The sequence below is a fragment of the Psychrobacillus sp. NPDC093180 genome, from assembly GCF_044754065.1.
In the GTDB taxonomy this organism is placed as follows: Bacteria; Bacillota; Bacilli; order Bacillales_A; family Planococcaceae; genus Psychrobacillus.
In genome coordinates this window covers 222,482-238,030 of record NZ_JBIVOJ010000001.1, presented here as the reverse complement: position 1 = coordinate 238,030, position 15,549 = coordinate 222,482, and the positions used below count along the sequence as shown (strand labels likewise).

Annotated in this window: 11 protein-coding genes and 1 pseudogene; 2 read left to right on the top strand and 10 right to left on the bottom strand. The window is 36.5% G+C overall.

Annotation, left to right across the window (positions count from 1 at the left end; genetic code table 11):
* Positions 1-2 precede the first annotated feature (2 nt).
* From ahlS to ACIP9W_RS01215, 4 genes are all read right to left on the bottom strand, one after another.
* Complete coding sequence (gene ahlS, locus ACIP9W_RS01230) at positions 3-839, bottom strand: AhlS family quorum-quenching N-acyl homoserine lactonase (protein WP_400785271.1); 837 nt, start codon at positions 837-839, stop codon at positions 3-5.
* Between the two features lie 59 nt (positions 840-898).
* Positions 899-1,993, bottom strand: a complete 1,095-nt coding sequence (locus tag ACIP9W_RS01225) for a zinc-binding dehydrogenase (RefSeq protein WP_400785269.1) — start codon at positions 1,991-1,993, stop codon at positions 899-901.
* A gap of 304 nt (positions 1,994-2,297) precedes the next feature.
* On the bottom strand, positions 2,298-2,480 hold the full coding sequence (locus tag ACIP9W_RS01220) for a KGG domain-containing protein (RefSeq protein ID WP_400785267.1): 183 nt from the start codon (positions 2,478-2,480) through the stop codon (positions 2,298-2,300).
* Between the two features lie 87 nt (positions 2,481-2,567).
* On the bottom strand, positions 2,568-3,041 hold the full coding sequence (locus tag ACIP9W_RS01215; protein ID WP_400785265.1) for a VOC family protein: 474 nt from the start codon (positions 3,039-3,041) through the stop codon (positions 2,568-2,570).
* Positions 3,042-3,377: 336 nt separating this feature from the next.
* Here ACIP9W_RS01215 and ACIP9W_RS01210 point away from each other — a divergent pair, with 336 nt between their 5' ends.
* Positions 3,378-4,121 carry a DUF3888 domain-containing protein gene (locus ACIP9W_RS01210; RefSeq protein ID WP_400785263.1) on the top strand — a complete coding sequence of 248 codons (744 nt, stop codon included), beginning with the start codon at positions 3,378-3,380 and terminating at the stop codon, positions 4,119-4,121.
* 92 nt (positions 4,122-4,213) lie between these two features.
* On the opposite strand, the gene ACIP9W_RS01205 is transcribed toward ACIP9W_RS01210, so the two are convergent.
* The 3 genes from ACIP9W_RS01205 to ACIP9W_RS01195 form a co-directional block, all read right to left on the bottom strand.
* Positions 4,214-5,644 carry an APC family permease gene (locus ACIP9W_RS01205; RefSeq protein ID WP_400785261.1) on the bottom strand — a complete coding sequence of 477 codons (1,431 nt, stop codon included), beginning with the start codon at positions 5,642-5,644 and terminating at the stop codon, positions 4,214-4,216.
* 217 nt (positions 5,645-5,861) lie between these two features.
* Positions 5,862-7,310: an aldehyde dehydrogenase family protein gene (locus tag ACIP9W_RS01200; protein ID WP_400785259.1), complete on the bottom strand. Its 1,449-nt coding sequence runs from the start codon at positions 7,308-7,310 to the stop codon at positions 5,862-5,864.
* A 299-nt stretch (positions 7,311-7,609) separates the two neighbouring features.
* Positions 7,610-8,920, bottom strand: coding sequence for an aminotransferase family protein (locus ACIP9W_RS01195; RefSeq protein ID WP_400785257.1), 1,311 nt, complete (start codon positions 8,918-8,920; stop codon positions 7,610-7,612).
* A gap of 202 nt (positions 8,921-9,122) precedes the next feature.
* Between ACIP9W_RS01195 and ACIP9W_RS01190 the strand changes: the two genes are divergently transcribed.
* Entirely contained in the window at positions 9,123-10,514 is a 1,392-nt protein-coding gene (locus tag ACIP9W_RS01190) for a sigma-54 interaction domain-containing protein (RefSeq protein WP_400785255.1), read from the top strand.
* Positions 10,515-10,722: 208 nt separating this feature from the next.
* Here ACIP9W_RS01190 and ACIP9W_RS01185 read toward each other — a convergent pair whose 3' ends face one another.
* The 3 genes and pseudogenes from ACIP9W_RS01185 to ACIP9W_RS01175 all read right to left on the bottom strand — a co-directional run bounded on the left by ACIP9W_RS01185 (position 10,723) and on the right by ACIP9W_RS01175 (position 15,534).
* The gene (locus tag ACIP9W_RS01185; RefSeq protein ID WP_400785253.1) at positions 10,723-12,189 is read right to left on the bottom strand and encodes an alanine/glycine:cation symporter family protein; all 1,467 of its coding nucleotides are present in this window, start codon (positions 12,187-12,189) and stop codon (positions 10,723-10,725) included.
* 51 nt (positions 12,190-12,240) lie between these two features.
* Positions 12,241-13,839, bottom strand: a complete 1,599-nt coding sequence (locus ACIP9W_RS01180; protein ID WP_400785251.1) for an amidohydrolase — start codon at positions 13,837-13,839, stop codon at positions 12,241-12,243.
* Between the two features lie 583 nt (positions 13,840-14,422).
* Positions 14,423-15,534, bottom strand: a pseudogene (locus tag ACIP9W_RS01175) (IS4 family transposase).
* Positions 15,535-15,549 lie beyond the last annotated feature (15 nt).

Here is a 15,549-nt window from a genome sequence, read left to right as displayed (position 1 = left end):
TATTATTCGTAGTACCCCTCCGTAGATTTAATCAATGTTTTAAATTGTTTTTCATCATGACCAAACCAAATGGTCGAGTTATTCTCTTTTGCGAAGCTTCTAATTCGTTCAACTGTGGAATTATAACCAACTGAATCATATAGAATTCCTGGTGGTTTAACCGGTGGTCCTAGACTTTCTGCCGTATACAAGGCGTCTGAAGCTAATAACAAATTCCCAGTGCCAGGCAATTCAATATGCAACCCTAGCATCCCATATGCATGCCCAGGACCAAAGTTAATAATTTTAATCCCTTCTACTAAGTCCACTTCTTTTTCAGTTGGTTTAATCGTTTTCCAGCGTAGCTCATTTTTAATCCACGCCATAACATCTCCCCATATATAAGCGCCCATGTTGCGTGTCATCGCAAATGTCTTCATCACATTTTGTAATTCCGAATCATGTACGATAATTTCTGCATTTGTAAACAGCTCTAAACAGCCAGCATGATCTAGATGTAAGTGAGAAGCTACTACATACTTAATATCTTCAGGACGTACCTTTAACTGTTCTAATCGGTTAATCAAATAACATTCTTCATTTTGAAACGCTGGGAAAAGCTGTTGAATCCCTTCTGGCCAACGCCCATCGTCTCCCATACCTTCCGGGTTACATCCTGTATCAAACAAGATTTTCCCTTCTGGATGGTCAATTAATACAGCGAAAACCGGAAACTCCACAAATTCTGATTTTGGACTCGGATTAGATACGCTCGCAGGGTTGTGCATGGAAATCATATAGTTTTTATCCATCTTCATCGTACCTGTATCCAACACGTAAACTTTTTTAGAATTACACATTATATATTCCTCCAATATTTTATATTTCCTTCATTTTAATTGAGAAAAAATCCTTTACTTCAATTAACGTGTTCAATTTCAATAGATGCTCTCGTCACTCCACGATTAAAGGAAGCATCTAAAGCTTTCGACAAATCCTCTAAGGTGAAATCACAAGCGAGAATCTCACTAAATGGATAGTTGTTAATATTCAAACTTAAAAACTTTAATGATTTATATAAATACCAAGGTTCATACCGTATGAGTCCTAGTATGGAAATATTCTTTCGTGTCATTAATCCAGGATCAAACTCAGTTAATTTGCCAGGTGAAATATTACCAATAGAAATATATTTTCCACCTGATTTAATGAGATGAATACCTTCTGATAGAGCCGCTGGAACCCCTGTAAGTTCCATCACAACATCTGCACCGACTCCGTTTGTCAGCGACAATATTTTTTCCACACGTTCCTCAACTGTTTTATACTTGTCCATAGATATTATTTCGTCAGCGCCGAATCTTTTTGCTAAGGCAAGACGATTAGGTACGGTATCAATAACGATCACTTTAGCCCCAAACATTTTCGCAACTGCTGTAGCATTTAATCCCAGTCCACCAGCCCCTTGGATAACAACTGTATCTCCATATTTTAGCCCTGACTTTTCAATACCAAAATATACTTGTGACAGGGCACAGTTTGCACCAGCTGCTACTTCATCTGGAACATTGTCTGGTACTTTATAAAAATATTGATTGGGATGAATATAATAATGCGTAGCAAATGACCCATGAAAATGTGGATACTCATGCGCCTCTTTGCTCCAATATTCATATGCATTTTCACATAAGTTTGCATATCCTTGTAAACAGTGTTTACATCTTTTACAAGTCAAAAAATAAGCTGCTGCAATGCGATCACCTACACGTACAGGTTGTCCTGCATAATCAGTAGTGACCCCCTCGCCTAGCTCAACAATTTCACCCACCATTTCATGCCCCATAACGCCGGATTTTTTCGTTGGATGTAACCCTTTCCAAATATGCAATTCCGATCCGCAGACATTTGTCCTTCTAACTCGGACTAATATGGAATCTTTTGCTGCCTTCGGTAATTCATACTCTTCAAAAATCATTTGTTCCGGCTCCGTCATTACTGCAACTTTTCCCTTCAACTTAAAACCTCCGATCTCTTATTAAAAAATGGCCAAGACAAATCATGAAAAATTGGCTATTTCTTAATCTATTCAACGACTTTCCAAAATATCTCTTCATTTCGAGGAAAGTTATTTTTTTATCAACGGAGACTCCTTTATATGCTATAAAAAGCTGCAACTAATACATAAAAAACTCCTCATTAATAAGGAGTTGGACAGATTAATTGGGCACCCAAAAGAAAAAACACCCTTTAGTCTGTTTATCATGACTAAAGAGTGTTTTTGGTGTTACTCTTATTTAATAGATCTTTTATTTTATTGTTTAATTTTTGTCTTTATTATTGTCACGTTGTTTACTACGTGCTTCTCCACCTTTACGACCTATCTCCTCGTAAAACTCGCGACCATGATTCTTAGAGGTAGCTTCTCCGCCTTTACGTCCCGCTTCTTCGACAGTCATATTTTGGTTGCTGTTGTTGTTGCGATTGTTTTGCTTATTAGCCATTACTAAATTCCTCCTCTAAATTTTTATCAGCTTGTAATCAAGCTTACTCTTTATATTCCCATCGAAAATAGAAATAAACATAGAAATTCAATTTTTATTGGCATACATAATTTCTGTACTATGATTATAAAGTTCAATGATATTTCCATAAGGATCTTCGCAGTACATTAAATAATAAGGCTTGCCTTCCCAAACATTCCATATATCACTACGTCTTTTTCCACCAGCATTCTCTATTTTTTCGGCTAGTTCCTCGATGTTATCTGTTAACAAACAAATATGAAAGAAGCCATTATAATTCTTCCGATCTCTGTTTTTTACTTGTGGTTCTTGAAATTCAAACAGTTCAATTCCTACTTGATTGCCCGCCATCATATGAGCATTTCTCATTTTCATAATATTGTCCCCAAGTAAATCATTGGTCATATTATGCTTGTTTTCTTCTTCTGAGTTAAAAGAATAGGGACCTGCTATTAACTTAAATTCCAAAACTTCTCCGTACCATTTAATCGCTTCTTCAATATCTGGCACGGACAAACCTATATGTGTAATTGCTATCATCTGTATCCCTCCTATATAAAAGGGTTCCCCTTCTTCATAGAATGGCAAACAATTACATTGGAATTCAATATGTATGCAAATCACCTTTATTACTTGCCAAAAAAACTATCGATGTCTTGGAACGTCCTTTTAATAGCCATTTTGTAGTAATCCGCCTCAACATCCATCAAAAAAGCAGATTTTATAAAATTTCCAATCTCTACTCCTTATATTTAATATTTAGCCATATACTTTTGGAATTATTTTTATCCCAATTCCCCAAAAAGTCTTTAGATAATTTGCTCTTCTTGGCACAAGTTATATGTGAGAAAATATTTTAGAGAGGCTTAATACTTCATGAAAAAATTAGCATATATTTTAATTGCAATAGCTTGTTTGTTTAATCTCAGTAAAATTTCTGCCAAAAGTGAGCAACCCGACGATAAACTTATGTATGATGCATTGATTACCTCCCTTGAACCATTCATACAAAAGGAGATTATTGATTATTATGGATATCCCAAACAATATGGTTTATATGATGCTAAGATTTTGAGTATCAACAGAGAGCATGAAGGTCAGTTTAGCTTTATCGCAAAAATCCAAGTCACAACATTTGAACATGCACATGACCCTCCTTTTGGTAAGGAAACAATGACTTTCAAAATAGATCCATCTGGGGTTGAAACAATTAATTTTCATCATGAGGGAGATAAATTAGAAAAGGATATAAATGAATTTTATAAAGCAACACTTTCAGATATAGAACAGTCTTTTAATTTGAATTTAGAGCCTTACTCTTCTTTCACCTACAATCAATTGCAATACCAAACAGAAATTAATAATGAATTTAAATCTCTCTTTCATATTGCAGAAGAAATAATAACCGACATATTGCTTCCAGAGAGAAAGATACCCAACAAAAATGTTATTGACCCTGTAACTTTTATAAAAGATAACACTGGTTATATGCTCTTTAAAAAATCTGATGGCACAAATGTAATTTATAAAATACAAAAGAAAGCTGGTCATTGGATAGTTACAGATAAGAATAGTAAAAGAGGTAAGAAAATGGATTATAAATTACCATGGTATGTATAAAAATATTAAGCCTTCTGATGCACAACAGTAACTCAAAAAATAAAACAAAAAGCATTCGAAATCTCGATTGAATCGAGATTTCGAACACTAATTTAAAGAGGCTGGGCTTTTTCAGTACCCTTCATATTCTTTATTTGCTTTTTATTGTCGTACTTCAATTTACCAACAGGAAAGCTTTTCCTCATGAGCCCCATAAGCATAAGACCTAGTACAGACCATCCTGCAAAAATAGCCCATTCATATGGCCAAGCCAGAGCGGCTGGCATTCCAGGTAAGTAAAGGATTACGAAAAAAACACTAAAAATAATTGCAAACCATCCGACCACACTCGACTTGCCAGCTCTGAAAGGGCGTTCCATATCCGGTTCATTTTTACGCAACTGTACAAAAGCGACAGCTGAAAGTAAATAGGCAATAATAATAGCAATTCCACCTGAGTTCACGAGCCATATAAGCATTGGCCGTCCAAGCAATGGACTTACAGTTGCTAAAACCCCAATGAATAAAACAGCGTTTGTCGGTGTTCCATGTTTTGGATGGAGTTTACCAAACCATGCAGGAATCATTTTTTGGTCAGCCATAGCAAACAGAATACGACTACCTCCGATGATAAAAGCATTCCAAGTCGTAACGATACCTGCAATTCCTCCAAGGACGAGCACAATGCCAAAAATACCGCTTCCAAACAATTCAGCCATTGCATCAGCAGTTGGAAGTGTAGAGGCAGCTAATGCATTTTTATCAAGACCTAAACCAACAGCCAAAATTATCGCAAGGTACCAAACCACCGCCAAAACAACGGATAGAATCAATATTTTTCCGATAGATCTGGCAGGTACATTCATTTCCTCAGCCGTTTGCGGAATAACATCAAATCCAACAAACATAAAAGGTGTCATGATTGCAACAATCGTAATACCACCTAAACCTCCGATGAATAAAGGATCGGCATTTGCCGCTTGTCCATTGACCACGCCGCCAAAAATAAGCAATAAACCAATAATTGCAATCATAATCGTTAGTACCATCTGCAAGAAGGCTGCAGATTTTACTCCAAAATAGTTAACCACTGTTACAAAGATGGAGCCAATAACTCCTACAAGTACCCATGAGGCGTATACATCGTAATTATTAAGTGTATACATATAGCCTACTTTATAATTCGGGAAAAGATACTCGACTACTGTCGGTAACGCAACCGCTTCAAACGCAACAACGGAAATATACCCAAGTGCGAGCATCCATCCTGCGGCAAAAGCCGTTTTTGGCCCAACACCTCTTAAAACATATATAAGCGCTCCGCCTGTCGTCGGCATGGCCGAGGCAAGTTCTGCATATGTCAATCCAACATATATAACAAGGATTCCACCCGCGACAAACGCAATCATGGCCCCAATCGTACCGGCTCCTAAAATCCATTCTCCTGATAATACAACCCATCCCCATCCAATCATGGCTCCGAAGGCTAAAAACAAAACGTCCCAACGTGATAAGACCTTATCTATATTTCGATTGCTTTGCATTTTCTCACTCCCTAAATATATTTATCCTCCTATTTCCAGCATTTGTTGCAATTCTGGACTGTTGTCTTTCGCTTTTCCTTAGAGGGTCTTCCGAAAGAATTTCACTTCCGGCAAATGAGTAATACATTACTTCGTAAAAAGATTGTTTGCTATAATTTATTAGTTGTAAAAATCTGCCCCAACTTGACCTTAACCTAAGGTTCCTCCAAAGGAAACTTTACTTTAAATTAATGCCAATAAATTTTAGTTCTGTCATATCTTCTATAGCGTATTTCACACCTTCTTTACCTGTCCCGCTAAGCTTAACACCACCATAAGGAATATGATCATAACGCATTAATGAAGTCTGATTAATCCATACTCCTCCAGTTTCTAGTACATCTGCCAAACGCAACGCTCGGCTAATATCTTGAGTGAATACTCCAGCTTGTAAGCCATAATCGGAATCATTGGCAAAGTTAATCACTTCTTCTTCGGTATCAAATGGAATCACCGTCATAATAGGTGCAAATACCTCTTGACATACCACCCTCATTTGATGGTTTACATCCACTAAAATAGTTGGTTCCATTAAAGTATTTTTACGTTTACCTCCTATAACCACTTTTGCCCCCTGTTCAACCGCTTCTTGAATCCATGCTTCTGCACGAATCGCTTCGGATTCTGAGATTAACGGACCAATAACGGTGGAGGATTCGAGTGGATCACCTACTTGAAGTTTTCCCGTTTCCTCAACTAGTCTCTTCACCAGTAACGGAAAAATATCTCTTTGCACATAAAGCCGCTGGACAGAAACACATGCCTGTCCTGCAAAAGTAAAGCCTCCTTTAATCAGGGAGGGAATACAATCATCTAAATTTGCATCATTGAAAATAATGTTAGGGGCGTTGGAACCTAATTCAAGCGTTACTTTTTTAGTTCCTGCCATTTCTTTGATCTTCCATCCAACGGGACCACTTCCTGTAAAAGTTATCTTCTTTACTCTCGAATCTGTGATTAAAAATTCTCCTAACTCAGAACCTGGTCCCATTACTATATTTAATGCACCTTTAGGTAAACCTGCCTTTTCAAGTAATTTATAAAACATAGCCACAGTTAACGGCGTTTTTTCTGCGGGTTTCAATACAACCGTATTACCCGCTGCAAGTGCAGGTGCAATTTTATGGAGAACTAAATTCAACGGAAAGTTAAAGGGTGTAATGGCAACTACAACCCCAACAGGATAACGCTTAGAGATTCCAATTTGATTCTCCCCCCCAATCGCACTATCTAGTGGAATTTGCTCCCCATAAATATTCTTGGCCCCTTCAGAAGCAAATCGAAGCACTTGAATGGCCCGATCAACTTCAATACGACCTTCACGAATTGGTTTTCCTGCTTCAAGAGCAAGGATTCGAATAAATTCTTCTGCTTGAACCTCCAATAAATCTGCCGTTTTACGCAAGATATCTGATCTTTGATACGCAGGCATTTTCTTCATCGTTTCATGAAATACACTTTCAGCGGTATTAATAGCATGCTCCACGTCTTCTTTCGTTGCACATTCAATTTTCCCTATAACCTCACCATTATAAGGATTCTGAACTTCTTGAGTAGAGCGACCATTGCCTCTAATCTCTTTACCATCAATAATGGAACCTACAACTAATTCTGTTAATGTGTTCATCTGCTTATCTCCTCACTAAAAATATTTCTAGATTTTCTATGGAGTATGTTTTTTCAACTAAAGTAGATTAATTTTTTAAGATAACTGCACGCTTATACGCAAGCATACTTGCTATTGTTTCACGTGCAGCATAGCAGTAACTAAAGCTGCTTCTACTTCCCCGGTCGTCAATTTCGATATTCCTCCAAAGACTTTACCACTCTATGACAAGCCTAATTAAGCATTCTCTATCACTTCTAATCATTCTCGATCAAGAAATATAAATTTCTCTTTACCATACGATTACCTCGCTTTTCAAGTCATAAAGGAGTTGCAGATAATTTATTCTCTACTTGTTGAATTGCTTGGTCTAATAGATTTAATAAATCTCTTAATTCCGCTTGGCTTATGGATAAAGGAGGTGAAAATACAACAACATCCTGACCATCTAGTACCACAGCACGGCATATTAAGCCTACCTTAGCTGCCTCTAAAACTATTTGAGGGGCTAGTAAAGTTCCTTCTGAGGTGATTTCAAGACCCGCCATTAAACCTAAGCCTCTTGTATTTGTAATAAATGGATACTTAGACTGCAATGCTTCTAACCCTTCTAAAAGCTCTTTACCTCGAGCAGCTGAATTTGCTACTAAGTTTTCTTTTTCTATAATTTCAATATTTTTCAATCCAACTGCACAAGCCATTGGATGTCCACTATACGTGTATCCATGCAATATTATCCCTTCTGAGAGTTCGGAAAAATCTTTGTGCATTCTCTCTGTTATCATCACACCGCCCAATTGTGCATATCCACTAGTAACTCCTTTTGCAAAGCACATCATATCTGGTACTACATTATAATGTTCCATCGCGAAAAACTTACCTGTTCTACCAAAACCAGTAATAACTTCATCTGTTATCATTAAAATTCCATATTCATCGCAAATTTCACGGATTTCTTTGAAGTAATTTTCCGGGGCAACATGCACTCCCCCTGCACCTTGGACTGGCTCCGTTATGAAAGCAGCAATTGTTTCAGGACCTTCAGCTTCTATTAAGTTTCGTAATGCCTGTGTTGAGAAATTGTCTGCATATAAAAAATCCGGTGCATTCGAATTGGTAAAATCTCGAAATGCTTTTAAACCCGTTGCACTTGTAGCTCCCATTGCTACCCCGTGATAAGATCTTGACCTTGAAATTATTTTCTTACGAGACGCTTCTCCTTTTAGTATCCAATAATGACGTGCCAATTTATAGGCACTATCATTCGATTCAGATCCACCAGACGTAAAGAAAGTTGTACTTAAATCTCCCGGCGCTAGTTCTGCTAACTTTTCTGCTAATAGAATTGCAGGTTCATTACTAAACGTTGCAAAACAAGAGCTGTAAGCGAGTTTATCCATTTGTTCTTTTGCTACTTCACCAAGTTCTTTTCTGCCATGACCGATATTCACATTCCAAAGGGATGACATCCCGTCAATGACTTTTTTACCAGTAATATCATACAGATAAATACCTTTTCCTTCTGTAAAGATGAAAGCTGGTCCATTTTCCGTCTTTACTGGTGAAGTAGGGTGTAGAAAATGCTTTTGATCTAACGCTCTAAGTTCTTCGATAGAATAATTTTTTTTCATAAAATCCATCCTCTCAGCTAATTGTTGTTGAACTATACACATAAGTAATAAGCAAGAAGCATGCCAACTTTTAAAATACGACTTACATGTATTAAAAATATAAATTAATTTAATTTTTAATCAATTCATAATTTTAAGTTGATTTAATTCTTAATCTTAATTAAGATATTGATTAAGATTATTCAACATCTAAGGAGACCAAATGATGGAAGAATTAATTTTAGATAAGATTATTGAAACATCAAATAATAATATTACAGTTATCAATAGGGAAGGAATAATTATCCATTCTAATCCAGAGCATTGGGTGAACTATGGTATGCAGCCTGGAACATATAAAGGTACATCTATTTATGATCTTGAAAAAGAAGGGTTATTAGCTCCCTCTATTGGTGCAATTGTATTAAATGAAAAAATAAAAAAAACCATTTTACAACATACTAAAACTGATCGAGTAATCATGTCTACAGGTTACCCCGTCTTTAATGAAAAAGAAGAATTATTATTCGTTTTAATTTATAGTCATGATCAGACTGAGATCTTAGAGTTACAGCAACAATATGAAAAAATGGAAAGGAAAGTGAAGGGTTATCAAACCGAAGTGGAAGAATTGCGTGAGAAGGAATTTGAGCAAAATGGTATTATCGCCCGGAGTAGTGCAGCACAACATATTTTAAAAACAATCTATAACATTTCCAAAACAGATGCAACAGTGCTTCTCTTAGGTCCATCAGGTGTTGGAAAAAGTACGTTTGCGCGTATTTTGCATAGCCATAGCAATCGTAAAAAAGAGCAATTTATTGAAGTGAACTGCAGTACGATCCCTGAAGGGCTATTTGAATCTGAAATTTTCGGCTATGAAACTGGAGCTTTTACAGGTGCGAATAAACAAGGAAGCGAGGGATTAATTGAACAAGCGGATGGTGGAACATTGTTTTTAGATGAAATTGGAGAACTACCGTTATCTATGCAGGCGAAACTATTAAAAGTATTACAAGAAAAAAAAATAAAACGGCTTGGCGGTAAAAAAGAACGCACAATCAATTTTCGTTTAGTTACGGCGACAAATCAAGATTTAGAAAAAATGGTACAAGAAGGACGTTTTCGTTTAGATTTATACTATCGTCTAAATGTCATCCCATTACAAATTCCATCTTTAGAAGAACGAAAAGAAGATATTTCTTATTTGATTCAAGATTGTCTGCAAAAATTTAACAACACCTATAATGTAAATAAAAGAATTCATCCATCAACCTATGATGTCTTAATCAACTATAACTGGCCAGGTAATATAAGAGAGTTAGAGAACTTGATGGAACGCCTAATTCTTACTATTGAAGATGAAGTTTTATATCCTTCTCAACTACCTGCAAACTTTAACACTTTACAAGCAAATAGTGATTTCTCTTTAGTTAATATAGAACTGCCATTAACAGAAACAATTAATTTAAAGGAAACATTAGAAAACACCGAAATGCAAATCATTCTAAAAGCTTTTAAAAAATGCAAAACAACGTATGAAATGGCTACTTATTTAGGAATTAGTCAGCCAACAGTTATCTATAAGTTAAAAAAATATAAAAATAAATTTTGATCAATCTTAGACCAATTTAAAATACCTCCGAATTGTGTATTCAATTACAATGGGATGGTATTTGGGCTTAGTCTTACTTCAACGGCGTAAATCTTAGGAAAATATAAAAGATCCCGTTGAAACTTTGATCAAAGTTTAACGGGATCAAAAAAACTTTCTACATTTAAGAATGCTCTTACCCTTCCTAACTACTAAAAAAATGAAACGTCTATTTATCTTTTCGTTTCTTTCCTTTGTCTTCATAAAAAATACTAAAATCCGGATCAATGGTGCCAATATTTAAATACCTTGCTTTATAATCTCGAAGTAATTCAAAAAACTTTTTACTCAGTATTAATATCACGACTAAGTTGATGAATGTGGGAATCGCCGTTGTGATATCTGCAAAATACCAGACTGCTTTTCCAGGAAGATTATACATAACTGCATAAACTACCATTAATAAACCAGGAATCGGATATAGCCACTTGAATAAAGAAAGTATTTTATATTTTAACGTGATTTTCTTTTCATTTTTAAACAAATGCCTTAGCAAAATTTCATAATACGTATACCATCCGGTAGAAGTTGTAAGACCGAATAAGAAGATGGAAACTGTTATAATGTAGCGCCCGATTTCTCCAATACCTATTTCAAATGCAGATAATGTCAATGCTGCTCCGTCTAAACCGGATGACCAAACGCCAGTGATAATAATTGTAAAAGCGGTAATAGAGCACACGATTATTGTATCAACAAAAACTTCGACAGCTCCCCACATTCCTTGTTTAATAGGGTGATTCGTTTTGGCAGTAGAGTGAATCATTGGAGAAGTTCCCCAGCCAGCCTCATTGCTATACACAGCTCGTGCTACACCCATGCGAATTACTTGGGCAATAACTGCTCCTGTGAAGCCTCCAACAGCTGCCATCCCAGAAAATGCACTATCAAAAATTAATGAAAATACTGGAATAATTTCAGAGTAATTTTTGAAAATGATAAATAATCCTGCTAAAACATAAAACATACACATAAAAGGAACTAGTCTACTTGCTATTTCACCAATCCGTTTAATCCCACCATAGATAATGATATAAATGAGCGTTAAATAAATAAAAGATGCGGGTATCATTCCAATATCAAATGTGGAACTTAATGCCTCGGAAATTGTATAGTTTTGTAGAGTGATGAAAAACGTCGTAAAGATTCCGAATCCAAAAAGAATTGCAGGGACTTTCCAATATTTAAAATTCTTTTCCTCACCGAGCCCTTTTTCCATATAGTAGGTAGGTCCGCCATATGGATTTCCTTGTTCATCTGTATTTCGATAGTAAACGGACAACGTTACTTCTACGGTTTTAGTAATCATACCTAGAAACGCTGTAAGCCACATCCAAAATACAGCACCAGGGCCACCAATTGCAATGGCAGTTGCTACACCGCCGATATTTCCAACACCAACACTGCCTCCAATTGCTGTACTCACTGCCTGAAATGGTGTTAATATTCCTTTTGAATCCTCTGATTTGTCTCTTTTGGAAAACACTTTTCCAAAAGTCTGTTTAAAAATATGTGGTAAATAACCGAACTGAAATAACTTGCTACCTATTGTGAAATATAAACCGACGAATAAAACAGTGAAAATAAGTGGTAATCCCCATAACCAGCCGACAATCGTTTCAAGTATGGCATCCACCTTTCTCTTCCTCCTTTATTTATTGTTGTCACCGCTTTCATTAATCTCTTCTCATCCTCTTCGGTACTTCAATTCTCCACCAATCACTGTCATCTCTGCGTTCGTATTCAAAAGTTCATCTGCATCCTCCATTATAAAAGGATTTTGGGACAATACCGTCATATCACACAGCTTCCCTCTTTCAAGAGTACCTTTTTCTTTCTCCTCGTTTGTTGCATAAGCACCTCCTAACGTAAATAGTTGAATTGCTTCGTACATCGATAATCTCTCTTGTTCATTGTATCCATTATGTGTTTCACCGTTTTTTCTACGTGTAACAGCTGCATGAATACCAAGGAGAGGGTTTAATGGCTCGATTGGTGCATCTGAACCACCTGCACACCATACACCAGCCCGCAAAAGTTTTTTAAATGGATAAGAGAAATCAGCTCTCTCTTCTCCTAATCTCTCCGTAATCCAAGGGTAATCACTAGAGACAAACTTCGGTTGCACATCCGCAATGCGATGAGGGGTTTTCAATCTGCCGATTAGCTCCTCATTCAACACGGATACATGTATAAGACGATCGCGGATTTTCGCAGGTTGGAATTGGTCTAGATTGTCTAAAACATTTATTAATGCTTGATCTCCAATAGTATGAACAGCAACTGGCATATCATTTTTTCTAATATCAGCAAAAATACCGTAGAGCTCATCGTTATCGTACATTGCATTTCCTGAATTATGAGGAGCGTCTTCATATGGACGTGAAAGTAGTGCTGTCCTTCCCCCTAAAGCACCATCTGCGAAAAGTTTTATAGCACCAATCATTACTTTATTATTTCCGTATCCCGCATACATACCTGATGCAATCAGTTCCTCTAAATAATCGTAGTCGATCAACAGGTTACTTCTCGGACCAATACCTTCTTTATTCACGAGTTCATCAAAAAGCGTATATGTCTGAAACGCACCACCTAAATAATTCGGATCATTTGTATGTATTCCCGTCAATCCTAAAGATACTGCATCATGCAACGCAGTTTTTAAAGCATGTTTTAACTGGCTATAGCTTTTTTTAGGTATATGTCTTGTTATAATTGTTGAAGCGGTTTCTAGCAACAGTCCAGTTGGTCTTTTAGTAGAAGGATCTAATACGACAGTGCCACCATAAGGAATTGTCGTTTCGGAATGATAGCCACTCTGCGTAAAGGCTCTACTATTAGCTAAGGATGCATGTCCACATATTCTAGGCAAAAAAAGCGGGGAAAATGGGGCTACATGATCCAGTTCTTGTATAGTAGGTATTTGTCTATCCGGGAAAATATTTTCATCCCATCCTCGACCTAATATCCACTCACCTGGTTGCAATGAAATCGCCTTCTCTTTAATTGCTTCCAAAAGGGCATCCTTTGACTTTACTCCAGTAAGATCTAACTCTTGCGAATTTATGCCAACACTAGAAATGTGAAGATGACTATCTATCAATCCTGGAATTACCGTTTTACCTTCCAAATCGATAATATTTGTCTCATTTCTCCCCCATTGGAGATTCATGTTCTCATACGTGCCCATGTCTATAATTCTTCCACCCTGTGCAACAATTGACTGTACTACAGGTTCGTTAGGATTCATCGTATAAATATTGCCGTTAGTATAAATTGTCTTCATTGTAAGATAGGTCCCCTTTCCTTTTTCTTTAAAAAGTAGAATGACTATGTTTCATGTTGTACAAAATGGATATTAGATTTCCATGTCTATATTATAAAGGAAATTTTAGCTACCTCACAATATATTTTGAATTTTCTAACCTTTTGTGTTTTAAAAGAATATGAGGAATAAAATAGGAATAGAACCAATTGAGTTGGGTAGAGGGACTATGAACATTTACCAAAATAAAAAAAGCAGTTAATGTTGAATTACAACATTTACTGCTTTTTCTTTTACGTCCCAGGAGAGAGTATAATAAACGCTCCTACTAACTGAAATATCAATATTATCACACTTCCATGTGTAAAATTTGTGTAAAACAGAATGGAACTTGGTAATAATATAAAAATTAGCCCTTCCACAGATAATTGTGGTTGGGCATTTTTTATTTAGTTTCATTCACTAGCGTCGCATAAACTCATTTTGAATATTCCGTTATTTATTCTTCTTGATTTTGAGTAAAAACGAAGACACTTAAGTATAGGTAGTAAACATCCATTTTTTTGACTATACCCAAGACTGGTGTGGCAGAGACTCGTTCACTTTATGGGACAGTGCTTCCCGTGATTTTACGCAACCAGATTTTTGCTGGTTTCCATAAAGCTGCTTTTAAATATCGACTAATTTGTAAATACGTCCGCTTGCTTTGGGTGTTTAACTGTGCGAACACATTCAAACACAATCATCGCGATATACACTTGGTTGTGTACAGCTTGCTCACTGTGACCTTTTTAATGTTTAGATGTTGCTTCATCCATTTAAAGAAAAGCTCAAAAGCCCCAGCATGATTTATACAATTCTGCGATTTCATCTGCACTCAAATCAAAGCGATTTGTTAGTAAGTGAAGCTCATTTCTCTTCGAATCTAGCACTTTGATGAGACGAAAGACGTTTTCAGCACGATTCTGAATCGTACCCATGACCACCATTTCATCTGATAGAACAGATGAATCTACCGGTAATGCGAAGGTTTCCAGTACTCGTGTGACGGCGTTTTACGCAAGCGGGACGCGAAGAAATAGCCTTCATCTGTCATCCGGTCAAAACGTTCATAATCCAGGTAACCATAGTAAAATACGTACATGCATTCCTTGTCGTCAATTAGCACTTCCAATTGGCCACGATCATGTTCTATCGCATTCGTCAGGATGGCTTTATCCGGGTAGGAACACCCTTTTCCATGAACACGAGCCGTAAGTGAAGCTTGACGCCGGATTTGTTTTTTCGGAATTTCGCCCACTTGTGATTCGTTAAATTTAACGATAAGGTGGTCGAATCAATGATTTGGAGTGGGGTGATTGTTTTACGTCTTGTTTGAAAGTCTATCTTCTTGTGAATTTGAGTAACTAAATCAAGAAATATAGATTGTAAGAACTCTGTCGGCACTTGATTTAAACGACGGCCTAGTTGAGAAAAACTAATGGAATCTAGGTTCGTTAGGCGTTGCAGTTCTTCTGAAAATACACAGTCACTTAAAGCGCGTAAACTCTCTGTTTCATGAAGCTGTGCAAATAACAGTAATTTTATAAAGGAAGCCATGTAAAGCTTCTTTGTATAGTAATCTAAATGAAGGTTTTTCACTAGTTCCTTAAATAATTCGTTGGAAATCGGTGAAAACCATTGTTCAATAGCTGTTTTTAGTGTAATCTTATCCATGAGATTGATCCTTTT

Bases quoted from the DNA above. Each gene is read 5' to 3' on its own strand.
- ahlS (WP_400785271.1), bottom strand. From the start codon at position 839: ATGTGTAATTCTAAAAAAGTTTACGTGTTGGATACAGGTACGATGAAG.
- ACIP9W_RS01220 (WP_400785267.1), bottom strand. From the start codon at position 2,480: ATGGCTAATAAGCAAAACAATCGCAACAACAACAGCAACCAAAATATG.
- ACIP9W_RS01215 (WP_400785265.1), bottom strand. From the start codon at position 3,041: ATGATAGCAATTACACATATAGGTTTGTCCGTGCCAGATATTGAAGAA.
- ACIP9W_RS01210 (WP_400785263.1), top strand. From the start codon at position 3,378: ATGAAAAAATTAGCATATATTTTAATTGCAATAGCTTGTTTGTTTAAT.
- ACIP9W_RS01205 (WP_400785261.1), bottom strand. From the start codon at position 5,644: ATGCAAAGCAATCGAAATATAGATAAGGTCTTATCACGTTGGGACGTT.
- ACIP9W_RS01200 (WP_400785259.1), bottom strand. From the start codon at position 7,310: ATGAACACATTAACAGAATTAGTTGTAGGTTCCATTATTGATGGTAAA.
- ACIP9W_RS01195 (WP_400785257.1), bottom strand. From the start codon at position 8,920: ATGAAAAAAAATTATTCTATCGAAGAACTTAGAGCGTTAGATCAAAAG.
- ACIP9W_RS01190 (WP_400785255.1), top strand. From the start codon at position 9,123: ATGATGGAAGAATTAATTTTAGATAAGATTATTGAAACATCAAATAAT.
- ACIP9W_RS01180 (WP_400785251.1), bottom strand. From the start codon at position 13,839: ATGAAGACAATTTATACTAACGGCAATATTTATACGATGAATCCTAAC.